Source organism: Streptomyces sp. LUP47B, from assembly GCF_001746295.1.
Lineage (GTDB): Bacteria > Actinomycetota > Actinomycetes > Streptomycetales > Streptomycetaceae > Streptomyces.
In genome coordinates, this window is the sequence record NZ_MJAH01000011.1 from 233,751 (window position 1) to 245,354 (window position 11,604).

An 11,604-nucleotide genomic window follows, 5' to 3' on the forward strand; every position below is an offset into this window, starting at 1 on the left:
TGTCAGTTTAGGGATGTTGCAATAGATCAGGTCAGTAATTCGTGGATGCAAGACGCTCGACTTCAGCTCCTCAACGATTTGGTCTTCCTCCTCCTCTGGGAGATACGCGTCAATGAGCAACTGAACCATGCGAACCAATTCTTCGCGGGCTTTCTGCACCACTACCCATCACCCTTCCGAGCAATAAATTCTAGCGGTTGCCCCGAGATGCCGGCCGTGATGTCAAATCATTCAAAGTCCCTCAGCGACCGATGCCAGGAACACATCAACCTTGAGCTTCGAACCTCTTGGTAGGGCATACCCAACTGCCACCAGAACCGCATGAGGTAGCGGCACTCCTGCGGCTCGCGGTCGTCGGCGAGGCGATCGTGGATGACCGTCTGGACGCGTCGCCGCTGATCATCATCGCGAAAGCAGTTACTGAGGTCCGTCAAGGTCACTGTCGGACCCTAGCAACCACAGTCAACGACTCTGACGTGACCTTGAAACCGCTGACAGGTCATTCCTTTAGGGGCTGTAACGGCTTTCTAGTGGCGAGGAAACTGGCGGCGCAGGACACTTTTACCCGTCCCCTGCAGCCCTCACCCCTCGCGCCAGTCGAGCGAGTTCAGAGTCGAGATTTCTCCCTGAGACAGTTTCAGAAGGGCATCGACAACACCCTGCCAAGAGTCAAGAGTGAGTTCACGCGGCCGAACTTCACCCTCATTAACATTTTCCCATACCAGATTCTTGTCAGGGTAGACACTCAGAGACCAGCCGGACTCATGGACCAGCGATACGTCAAAGTGTTCACCATCCACATCCCGTAGCTCCGCAAGAACTTCACGAATTCCTTGCTCATCAGGTTCATCAATAGACTCACCCATGACGTTGTTCATGAAGTATGACATGAGGTCATCCTCTCCGATTAGGAGGCGCACCATTAGGGACAGCCCATTCAGCATACCCCCCTGAATTACCAGGGTGCAGGACATCCCACCACGGAGTTCCTGGGCTGTGCTGATAAGTTGGAACGAGTCGCATCACACCCTGACGCCCACCGGCGTTGGCTGCGGGCTCATGCTGCCATGTATGGCCGACGGGGTTCCTTCGGCCACCCGCTTCGCCTACTTGGTCAGCTATTCCAGGGGAGAATTGGTCCAGATGCCTACCCAGCTCAGGGTCCGCCTTTATGGCTTCATCGAGGGCAGCATTGGCGCGATTGAAATGCACACTACGACTTCTTCCAAAGTCTGAGGGGTCAAGTTGCATCTCAAAAAGCGACGTGTACCCCCTAGGATTTATTGACTGGCCCGTTCGAGAGCAGACTCCCGGCGCCAGGCCGAGCGGATCGCTCCAGGTGAGCGGATTCGAGACGTAGGTCCCTGGGTTGGGCGCTGGCGCTAGGCCGAGTGGGTCAGGCGTGGCGTAGCGCGCGGTTTCGGGGTCGTAGTGCCGGAAGTAGTTGTAGTGGAGCCCCGTTTCGGGGTCGAAGTACTGGCCCGGGAAGCGGAGAGGGGTGTAGGCGGTGCTGTCGGCCGCCCAGGCCGTGGTGCCCCACAGGGTGCTTCGGGTGCGCCAGGCTATGTCGCCGGATTCGTCGATCAACTCCGTCGGGGTGCCGACCAGGTCCGTGACGATGGCGAAGAAGCGGGAGTCGATCTCGTCCTGGGGGGCCTCGGCCGCGGTGATGCGTTCCGTCTGGGTGATCGGGTGCAGGCCCTGGTGGTCCCAGGTCAGGGTGACCGGGTTGGGGAGGGACGGGGACGTCGTGGTCTGTTCGCAGAGGGTCGTGCCGTCCCAGGTGAAGTCCACCTGTTCCAGGACCGAGTCGCCGTCCGGCGCCAGGCGTTGCTTCGCGATGCGGCGGCCCAACGGGTCGTAGCGGTAGCGCCAGCGGGTGCCGTCGGGGGTCGTTACCTCCGTCAGGCGGTCCTCCGCGTCCCATTCGTAGCGCCAGGTGTCCGGCTTGCGGGACAGGCGGGTTTTCTGGCGGAGGGTGATGCGGCCCACTTCATCGTGTTCGTAGCGGATGGTGCCGGCGCGGGTGATGCGGGTGCCTGTGTAGGTGCGGTCCCCCGTCGACTCGTGGCCAGGGTGGCTGGAGGGCCAGCTCGCCGCCGTCTGGTTGCCCGCCTCGTCGTAGGCGTAGGTCTCCGTCCAGTTCGCCGCGTGGACCGCCGTCACCCTGCCCGTCGCATCGACGTCGAAGTGGCGCGTGCCGTTCAGGTCGTCGTCGATGGCCCTGAGGTTGCCGTCGGCTCGGTAGGTGTAGGCGCGGTGCTGGAGGTGGCTGCCGGCCGGGCCGATGATGTCTTGTTTCGTCAGGCGGCCCAGGGGGTCGAACGCCTGGGTGAGGGTCACCGTCTCGCCTATGTGGCGGGTCAGTTCGCGGCCCGCCTCGTCGTGCGTGAAGGTGAGGGTTCGGCCCGACACCGCCATGCCGGTGCGGTTGCCCGACGCGTCGTACGACCACGTCGTCTTCGCGCCGGTGGGCGTCGTGCGGCCCGTGCGGCGACCCAGTTCGTCGTAGGTGTGAGTGAGGGTGCGGTTGTTGACCGCCTCGGACAGGACGCGGCCAGCCGCGTCACGCTCCCAAGTCACCTTCGCGTCCGGGCCCGTCGCCTCCGTCAGGGCGCCCGTCAGGTCGTATGCGTACGTCGTGACCGCACCCGCCGCCTCCTTGCGGGTCACCTGGCCCAGGACGTCCCGCTCGAAGTGGATCGACTGGCCGGATGCGGTGGTGGTGCCTCTCAGTTGCCCTGCCGGGTCATGGTCGTACGTCAGCCTGCGGTCGTCGAAGTCCGTCTCTGCGATGAGGCGGCCCGCCGGGTCGTACTCGTAACTCCACGTCAGGCCCTGTGGGTTGCTGACCTTCGTCAGGCGTAGCTCCGTGTCGTGGGCGAACTCGTAGCGCACGCCGTCCGGGCCCGTGCGGGCCGCCAGCAGGTCGAAGTGGGTGTACTCGTAGCGGGAGACCGCGCCCAACGCGTCCGTGTGGGACGTGCAGTTGCCCTCGCCGTCGTACGTCCAGGATTCCGCCGTGCCGTCCGCCGCCGTGCAGCGGGACAGGCGGCCCTCCACCGTCCACTCCAGGTGGGTCACCGAGCCCGTCGGGTCCGTGATCGTCACCGGGCGGCCGAAGGCGTCGCGTTCGTAGCGGGTCACCCCGCCCAGCGGGTCGGTGATCTCCAGGGGCAGGCCCGCCGCGTTGCAGCGGACTCGTGTGGTGTCCCCGAGGGCGTTTGTGACGGATGCCAGGTGGCCGTGGTCGTCGTACGTGAAGCGAGTCGTCGTCCCCGAGGTGTCGGTCACCGCCGTGCGGTTGCCGAACTCGTCGAACTGCTGGGTGACGTGGGTGCCGCCCGCGCCAACCACCGCGACGGGCAGGCCGCCATCGTCGTAGGCGATGCTGGTGTAGCGGCCGTCCGGGCGGATCGCCAGGACCGTGCGGCCCGCCCCGTCGTAGGCATAGCTGCGGGTTCGGCCCAGTGGGTCGGTGACGGTCAGCGGGCGGTGGGCGTGGTCGTGGGTGGTGTGGGTCGTGGCGCCGTCCGGGGCGGTTTCCGCCACCACCTGAAGGTCGCCGTTGACCTCGTAACGGGTGCTGTGGCCCAGCGAGTTGACGGCTGTGACGGTTCGATGACCGGTTGTCGGGTCCGGGTCGCCGTAGGTGTACGTGTTGCGCAGGTGGCCCGCCTCGCCGCCCTGAGAAACACACCGGTCCTCGTCGTCGTAGGCGTAGTGGTACGAGGAGTCGTTCGTGTCCGTCCACGCCGTGACCCGGCCGATCGCGTCGTTGGCGAACCGGGTCGGCAGCCCCGAGGAGTTCGTCACCGTCGACAGGTGGCCGTGCGCGTCGTAGGTGAAGCGGACCAATTCGATGTCGTCGGCCAGGTGCAGGGCCGTGATCCGGCCGCCCTCGGTCGTGATCCTCAGGTCGTAACCGGACGAGTGCATGATGCCCGTGGGGGCGCCCTCGTCGTCGTACTCGAAGGTCAGCCACTGGCCGCCCGAGCGGTCGATGACCTGCGCCAACAGAGCTATGCCGTCGCCGCCCGGGCCCGCGAAGTCCCAGACGCGGCCCGACTCCGGGTCGGTGACCGTGTAGTCGCCCCACTCGTCCACCGTCAGCGGCCAGGAAGCGCCCGCCGACGGCAGCACCGGGACGCCTGGCGCCGGGTGCGGGTACGCCAGCAATGAGCCGTCGTCGCGGACGAAGATGACTCCTTCGGCGTCGATCTCCAGGCGCTGGTCTGCCGTCGACGTCCAGCACGCGCCGAACCAGCGGCCCGCCCGGTACGACGACTCGAACTGGCGAGAGAAGAGCAGGGGAAGCCTGGCCGGTAGCGTCACATCCGTCTGTGGGAGGGACATACGGCCGGTGGCCATGTCGATCGGGTCGCCGCCGAACAGCTTGCACTTCAGTTCACGGGCGACGTCCATGAGCCCCCGGCGCGTGCCTTGGCGCGCGGCTCCCGTCGCCGCGTCCTTGGCAACCCCGCGCAAAGCATCCCGCGCGGCCGCACGGCCCACACCCCCCGCGCCCTTCCCCCCGATCAGGTTCGACGCGAGGTACCCCAACGCGTCCCCGGGATCGCTCGACCACCCCGTGCCGAGCAGCGACATCGGAAGGCGTTCCGGGTGTGCCGCCGTCCCCACCAGGCCCGCCAACAGGAGTTGGGAGTTCTTCGACCACTCCCCGGGGTGGGTCAGGTTATACGGGTCCAGCGGATTGACCGTGCGGGCCAGCTTCAGGACGTCCGTGCCGCCGCGCAGGAGGCCGCCCAGGACGTGGACCGAGTTGAGCTGGGTGCCGACGAACAGGTCCCCCGCGCCCGCGCCCAGGCGGTCGGTGAACTCCGGTTTCGGCGGGGCCGATTCCAGGGCGGCGGCTATCTTGCGGCGGGCGTCCTGGGCCACGTCCGTGCGCTGGCGGCGGGCGTCGGACAGGATCTCCTGCGCCTCCTTGCGGCCCGTCGTCCCAGGGTCGGTGAAATCGCCGGGCTTCGTCGGCTTCACGCCCGGGTCGCCGCCCGCCTCGGCGGTCGCGTTGTATCGCTCGGCCGCCCGGTTGTACGCCGACACCTGCGCGTCGTACGCGTCCGCCGCCCGCCGGGAGGCGTCCTGCGCCCGGCGGTAGGTGTCGATCGCCACCTGCGCCCGCTTCTGCGCCCACCCCACCATGTCCGCGTACGACTCGAGAGCGCCGGCCGCCGCCGTGCACGCGTCCGCCGCCGTCAGCCACTGCTTCGGCTGTACGTCGAACTTCGCGCGGAAGGCGTCCGCCGCCTGGCCCCGCCACTCGCCCGGGTCCAGCGAGCGCATGCCCTGGCCGACGTTCTCGAAGCCGGCCGCGAACTTCCGCAGATGCCCGGCCCGCTCGCGGAGCGCCGGCTCGCTGCCGTGGACCAGTTCCTTCGGGTCCTCGCTCTCGCCCAGCGCGCGCTCGGCCACCGTGCCGCCCAGGCGGTTGTTCACACCCTCGCCGACGTCGCGGACCTTCTCGGCCGCGCCGTCCGCGCCCACGTCCGACAGCAGTCCGGCCGTCTTGTCCGCGCCCCAGCCGACCGCCTCGCCGACACCCTTGTTCAGGCCGTCGGCCGCGCTCTCCAGACCGTCGCCGAAGTCGTCGACCAGATCCCCGAAGCCCATCAGCCCTCACCCTCCCCGTCGGAAGCCGGAGAGGGCGGACCGCTCCACTGCCAGTCCGTCCGCGGATCGAAGAACGCGTCCGGCGTCACCGTCGACGTCTCCACGTCCTCCGCCGCCTGCGACCAGGCCGCCTTCACCTCGTCCTGCCCCGACGTGAAGGACTCCGCGCTGTAATCGGCGTTCGCCACCTGGGAGACCGGGTTGTCCTTCAGCGTCTGTGCCCAGGAACGTTCCTTCACCTCGTCCGGGGAGAGGTACGGGTTGCCCGTGCCCGCCGTCCACACCGACTTCAAGGTGTCCGAGACGTACTGCTCCTGCTCGTGGTAGATCCCCGCCGACAGCCCCAGCCGACCCGCGAACTCGTTCGCGTCCCGCATCAGCGAACGCACACCCCAGCCCCAGCGGTCGCAGAAGTCCCCGAACACCTGCTGCAGGCCGTCGTCGCCCACCTCCAGGCCCGTCATCGACAGGTCGTCGAAGCCGCGGCCGAGGTTCGCCTCGATGTCGAAGCCGAACTCCTTCAGCTCCGCCATCGCCTGGTTGATCCCGCGGGTGATCCGTTCCATCGCCTCCGGGTCGACCTGGTAGCCGTCACCGGCGCTCACGGTCGCGCTCCCGCCGAAGCGTCCACGGCCACCGCGTCCGGCACGATCCCCGCAACCGGCGGCAGCACGAGACCCGTCGGGCTCCCCGCGTCCACCGCTATGCCGGCCGGACCGTCCACCTTCGGGATCACCTGGTCGAGCAGCCGCGCCCCGTACACCGGTATTCGCTCCGGCACAGGCTCCCCGCGCGCTTCGGCGAAACGCTCCAGCGCCGTGAGATCCGTGAAGGCGAACAGCCAGCGGATCCCGCCCGACTCCGCCGACAGCAGCGAACCGTCCACGACCGGCACCAGCACCTCGCTGCGCCGGAACTCCCCCACGACCGCACGCAGGTTGCCCTGCCGCAACGCCTCGGCACTCACTCCAGCCGCCCCCGTCATAGCCCTCATCGAACGTCGCACAAGTGAACGATGATGCTAGCGCGTGCAGTTGAGAATCAGCCCGTCGCCACCGCCGACAGGCGGTGCACGTCCCGGGCCGTCCCGGTGACCCCCGACAGGAATCCCTGGGCCCGCGGCGAAGCCGTCTCCGTCAGCCAGTCCGGGTCGATGTCGCAGACCGCCACGCGGACCTCGGTGCCGGCCAGCGCCAGGGGCAGGGTGTGGACCACGGTCGACGGAAAGCTGAGGATCGTACGGCCGATCGGGCCGCGGCGGGCGATCAGTTCCAGCGGGAGATCCGGGCGGACGATCTCCAGTCCCGTTTCCACGGCCAGCCGGTGGAGCTTCTCCGTGGACTCGCGGCGGTGGGCGAAGTAGCGGGTCGCGCCGTGGGTCTTGGCCAGGCGGGTGACCGCTTCCAGGTAGCGGTCGGCGTCCACCACGCCGGTCTCCACCAGCGAGGTGCCGACCATGTCCGCGCCCTTCGTGATGCGCGGCGGGCCGAAGCGGCCGCGGGTCCAGGCGAAGGAGTTCACCGACATCGTCACTCCCGACGGTGCCTCCTCCATCGGCATCGAGGTGAATATCTCGACTCCCCGCCCCGCCCCCGGTGTCAGGCGCTTGCGGGCCGCCGCCGAGATCGGGGCGAAGGCCAGGTCCCGGGGGCTCGGGCGGCCGCCCTTGCGGTGCCAGCGCACCAGGCGTTCGCCGCGGGCCAGTTGGGACACGAACTCCATCGTCGCCGTGCCGTCGTCGACCACGACCAGGTCGCCGGCGCGGGTGATGGTCAGGAGCAGCTGTACATAGCGGGAGAAGGGGTCACCCAGGACCACGCGGTCCGCCTTGCGGAGCATGCCCGCGAGGCCCCCGATGGTCTGGAAGGGGGCCGCGGGGCCGCCCCTCGCCTCCTCCCAGCGGACCTCGTGGCCCTCCTCGCGGGCGAGTTCCGCCATCCGGCGCAGCTGGCCGCGGGTCATGGGGTCGGTCGGGGACAGCACGACGAGGGTGAGCTCCGCGCCGGGCGCGTGGGCGTGCGCCCACTCCAGCACGTTCAGCAGCTGGACCGGGCTCTCGACGAACGCGAGAGTGTGGGGGCCGGTTTTTCCGGCGCGGGGGCTCATCGACGTACGACCGTCCCGTCGTAAGGCGCTCATGCGGCGCGCGTAATGAAAACCGGGTCCCGGACGGACAGTCGCCGAGGACCCGGTACCTGGTGGCTCAGACCGAGAGCGGCTCGCCCGCGGCGGCGGCGATCTCCGCCTCGGCGATCACGCCGGTGACGCGGCGCAGCTTCTTCATGGGGCCGAGCTCGGAGTCGTAGACCTTCTTGACGCCGTCGCCGAGGGAGGCCTCGATGGTGCGGATGTCGCGGACCAGGCGCGTGAGGCCCTGCGGCTCCACCGACGCGGCCTGGTCGGAACCCCACATCGCGCGGTCGAGGGTGATGTGGCGCTCGACGAAGGTGGCGCCGAGGGCGACCGCCGCGAGGGTGGTCTGCAGGCCCGTCTCGTGGCCGGAGTAGCCGATCGGGACGTTCGGGTACTCCTCCTGCAGGGTGTTGATCACGCGCAGGTTGAGCTCCTCGGCCTTCGCCGGGTAGGTCGACGTGGCGTGGCAGAGAAGGATGTTCTCCGAGCCGAGGACCTCGACCGCGTGACGGATCTGCTTCGGGGTCGACATGCCGGAGGACAGGATGATCGTGCGGCCGGTCGCGCGCAGCGCGCGCAGCAGCTCGTCGTCCGTGAGGGAGGCGCTCGCCACCTTGTGGGCCGGGACGTCGAACTTCTCCAGGAAGGCGACGGCCTCGGTGTCCCACGGGGAGGCGAACCAGGCGATGTCCTTGCTCTTGCAGTACTCGTCGATCTGGCGGTACTCGTCCTCGCCGAACTCCACGCGGTGGCGGTAGTCGATGTAGGTCATCCGGCCCCAGGGGGTGTCGCGCTCGATGTCCCACTGGTCGCGCGGGGTGCAGATCTCGGGCGTGCGCTTCTGGAACTTGACGGCGTCGCAGCCGGCCTCGGCGGCCACGTCGATGAGCTTGAAGGCGTTCTCCAGCTCGCCGTTGTGGTTGATGCCGATCTCGCCGCAGATGTAGACGGGCTGGCCGGGGCCGGCGATGCGCTCGGTACCGAACGTGCGGAGGCGGGAGTTAACAGACATGACGGGAACGTTCCTTAACTGTCGAGGGAGTCGAGAGAGGGGCCGAGGATCCAGCTGGCGATCTCTCGGATCGCGCCGTCGCCACCGGGGACGGTGGTGACCGCACGGGCGGCGCCGCGTACCACGTCGTGGGCGCTCGCGACCGCCACGGGCCAGCCCACGAGGGCGAAGCACGGGAGGTCGTTGACGTCGTTGCCGACGTAGAGCACGCGCTCGGGCGCGATGCCCTGCTCCTCGCACCACTGCTTCAGTGCGAGGTCCTTCCGGTCGATGCCGTGCAGCACGGGGATCTTCAGCTTCCGTGCGCGGGCGGCGACGACCGGGTTCTGCTCCGTGGAGAGGATCAGCATCTTCAGGCCCGACCTGCGCAGGGCTGCGATGCCGAGTCCGTCTCCGCGGTGCACGGAGACGAACTCCTTTCCATCGGCGTCGATCAGCACCCGGTCGTCGGTCTGGGTGCCGTCGAAGTCCAGTACGACCGCGTCCACGTCGCCGAAGGACGGCAGGGCGCCGGCGCGGTCCGCGTCGAAGAGGGGGGCCAGCGCGCGGGCGCGGGCCAGGTCGTGCGGGTCGTCGATCTCCAGCACACGCGCGGGGTCCGTACGGACGAGTTCGGTGCGGCCGAAGAAGCGGTGCTGGTGCTTGCGGAAGCCCTGCGCGTCCATCGCGTAGGCGGCGCCGGTCTCCAGGAAGTCCTGGGGGCGGTCCTGGCGGCGGGGGCGGTAGGACTTGTCGTGGTTGACACCGTGGCCGCCGCCGGTGGCCGCGTCGGCCGCCTCCTGGGAGGTCTCGGCGTCCCGCCAGATGAAGCCGTGGAAGGGGGCCACCGTGACGGCGGTGTCCGCGCCGTCCTCGACGATCGCGGCGGCGACCCCGTCGATGTCCTCGCGGACGATGAAGGGGCTGGTGCACTGCACGAACACCACGACGTCCACGGCCGCGCCGTGCAGGGCCTCGTGGGTGTCCAGGGCGTGCAGGACGGCGGCCTCCGAGGTCGCCGTGTCACCGGCGATGGCGGCGGGGCGCAGCACGACCTCGGCGCCGACCTCGCGGGCGGCGGCGGCGATCGCCTGGTCGTCGGTGGAGACCAGGACGTCGGTCACCAGCCGGGTGGCGAGGCACTCGCGTACGGCCCGTGCCACCAGCGGCACACCGCCCACCGGGGCGAGGTTCTTCGCGGGCACGCCCTTGGAGCCGCCGCGCGCGGGAATCACCGCGAGCACCCGGCGCACCGAAGCGCCTTGGCCCGCTTGCGGGTTGGACATGGGGTCTGCTCCTTGCGAAAGGCCTTGGAAGGTGTTCACAGCTCCCCCATCCGCCGGATCACCGGGGCCACCCGCTGCACTCCGTGCCGGTACGCGCCCCGGGCCGCGCGGCGGACGATCTGCCGCACCGGGCCCGGCTCCTTGTCGTGGGCGGGTGCGCCGGGCAACGGTGTGCCGTCGGGGCCGAGGTGGTGGCGGGCGAGGATGCCCGGGAGGTAGCCGGGGGCGGTGACGGGTGTGTAGTACGGGGTCAGCGGGGCCCGCTCGGGCGAGGCGAGCAGCTTGGCGATGCGCTCACGGGCCCCGTCGAAGGCGTGCGCGTACGTGCCGTCCGCGACGACGCCCTGCCGGGCCACCCACTCCTCGTCGGGTGCCGGCCGGTGCCCTTCGTCGAGCTGGTCCCAGGAGGCGAGGCAGCCGGAGCCGACGAAGTGGTGGTTGCCCAGGACCTCGCGCACGCCCAGATCGGTCAGCACGACCGTCGGGATGCCGCGGTGCAGCGACTCCAGGGCCGCCGTGGAGCTGATGGTGACCAGCAGGTCGGTGCGGTCGAGGACCTCGCCCATGTTGCCGTACACCAGACGGAAGTTGGCCGGCGGATCGAGCCGCTGGATCAGCTTCTGGTACGGCAGCTCCTCGATGTGCGTGGTGTGCTCGCCCGGCCTGGAGCGCAGCTTGAGCAGCACCTCGCGCTCGGGGTGCAGCCGGGCGTGCCCCACGAGCCGCTCCAGCAGGTACACCCGGTCCCTGCGGTTGTCGGGCACGGAGGGCTGAACCGCGAACACCACGGTGTACGGGTCGTGTTCACCTTCGTACGCCGCGCCGCCGAGGAACGGCAGCGCCACCTCGGTCACGGAGGAGGCGTCCGCGCCGACACCCTCGTACACCGCCCGGAACCGCTCGGCGTCCTGGCGGGAGTTGGCGAGGACCAGGTCGGCCCCGTGCCGCAGGAGCAGGCCGTCGGCGAGCTTCTCGTAGACGACGCCGACATAGCCGGTGACGACGACGGGCCGCTCGCCGCGTCCCTCCCAGACCCGCTTCAGACCGTGCAGCATGGCCTGGACCCCGCCGCCGACCAGGGCCAGCACGACGATGTCGTACGAGGTCTCGGCCATGGCGCGCAGGAACTCCACGGCGGTGACCTCCCGCAGGGAGTCCGCACGCACACCGACCTCTTCGAGCTGGCGTGCGGTGGGCGTGGCCCGCCCGCGCAGCAGGAATCCGTCCAGCGCGAGACCGACTTGCGCCCCGCCTCGCGGTCCGGCTTCCATGGACGGACCCGGAGCGATGCGGTCGGCGGTCAGCGCACCCCATTTCCAGCGGGTGTCGGAGTCCGCGAGGACGGCGATTCGAAGGGACTTCGTTGTACTTGGCGGCACAACGAAGACGCTAGGAAGCAATTTCTAGGTCCTACCCAACCGCGAATCAACGAGAAGTTAACAAAAGACCACCGAGAGCCGAACTGGCCCGCCGAAGACCGGGAAGTACACGGGATGCACCGTTCCGACACATTGAGTTCACCCGCAGTCCCCCTGCCCGAAAGTTCCGCTGCCGGACCGC

The 11,604-nt window shown here is 69.1% G+C and carries 8 protein-coding genes; all 8 read right to left on the reverse strand.

What is annotated here, in order from left to right:
- Positions 1-581 precede the first annotated feature (581 nt).
- The 8 genes from BFN33_RS52740 to BFN33_RS31210 all read right to left on the reverse strand — a co-directional run bounded on the left by BFN33_RS52740 (position 582) and on the right by BFN33_RS31210 (position 11,423).
- Positions 582-890 (reverse strand): hypothetical protein, encoded by a 309-nt coding sequence (locus BFN33_RS52740; protein ID WP_141758006.1) that lies wholly within the window; start codon positions 888-890, stop codon positions 582-584.
- A gap of 4 nt (positions 891-894) precedes the next feature.
- Positions 895-5,634 (reverse strand): putative T7SS-secreted protein, encoded by a 4,740-nt coding sequence (locus tag BFN33_RS31180; RefSeq protein WP_256122906.1) that lies wholly within the window; start codon positions 5,632-5,634, stop codon positions 895-897.
- Complete coding sequence (locus BFN33_RS31185) at positions 5,634-6,239, reverse strand: hypothetical protein (RefSeq protein ID WP_069763486.1); 606 nt, start codon at positions 6,237-6,239, stop codon at positions 5,634-5,636. The genes BFN33_RS31180 and BFN33_RS31185 overlap by 1 nt, the downstream gene beginning before the upstream one ends.
- Entirely contained in the window at positions 6,236-6,619 is a 384-nt protein-coding gene (locus BFN33_RS31190) for an SseB family protein (protein ID WP_069763487.1), read from the reverse strand. Before BFN33_RS31190 ends, BFN33_RS31185 begins: the two co-directional genes overlap by 4 nt.
- Positions 6,620-6,675: 56 nt before the next feature.
- Entirely contained in the window at positions 6,676-7,740 is a 1,065-nt protein-coding gene (locus BFN33_RS31195) for a hypothetical protein (RefSeq protein ID WP_069763488.1), read from the reverse strand.
- 97 nt (positions 7,741-7,837) lie between these two features.
- Positions 7,838-8,779, reverse strand: a complete 942-nt coding sequence (locus BFN33_RS31200; RefSeq protein ID WP_069763489.1) for an N-acetylneuraminate synthase family protein — start codon at positions 8,777-8,779, stop codon at positions 7,838-7,840.
- A gap of 14 nt (positions 8,780-8,793) precedes the next feature.
- On the reverse strand, positions 8,794-10,044 hold the full coding sequence (locus BFN33_RS31205) for an N-acylneuraminate cytidylyltransferase (RefSeq protein WP_069763490.1): 1,251 nt from the start codon (positions 10,042-10,044) through the stop codon (positions 8,794-8,796).
- Positions 10,045-10,079: 35 nt separating this feature from the next.
- Entirely contained in the window at positions 10,080-11,423 is a 1,344-nt protein-coding gene (locus BFN33_RS31210; RefSeq protein ID WP_079141094.1) for a DUF6716 putative glycosyltransferase, read from the reverse strand.
- Positions 11,424-11,604: the final 181 nt, after the last annotated feature.

Coding starts and splice junctions, on each gene's coding strand:
- BFN33_RS31180 (WP_256122906.1), bottom strand. CDS start 5,634: ATGGGCTTCGGGGATCTGGTCGACGACTTCGGCGACGGTCTGGAGAGC.
- BFN33_RS31190 (WP_069763487.1), bottom strand. CDS start 6,619: ATGACGGGGGCGGCTGGAGTGAGTGCCGAGGCGTTGCGGCAGGGCAAC.
- BFN33_RS31205 (WP_069763490.1), bottom strand. CDS start 10,044: ATGTCCAACCCGCAAGCGGGCCAAGGCGCTTCGGTGCGCCGGGTGCTC.
- BFN33_RS31200 (WP_069763489.1), bottom strand. CDS start 8,779: ATGTCTGTTAACTCCCGCCTCCGCACGTTCGGTACCGAGCGCATCGCC.
- BFN33_RS31195 (WP_069763488.1), bottom strand. CDS start 7,740: ATGAGCCCCCGCGCCGGAAAAACCGGCCCCCACACTCTCGCGTTCGTC.
- BFN33_RS52740 (WP_141758006.1), bottom strand. CDS start 890: ATGTCATACTTCATGAACAACGTCATGGGTGAGTCTATTGATGAACCT.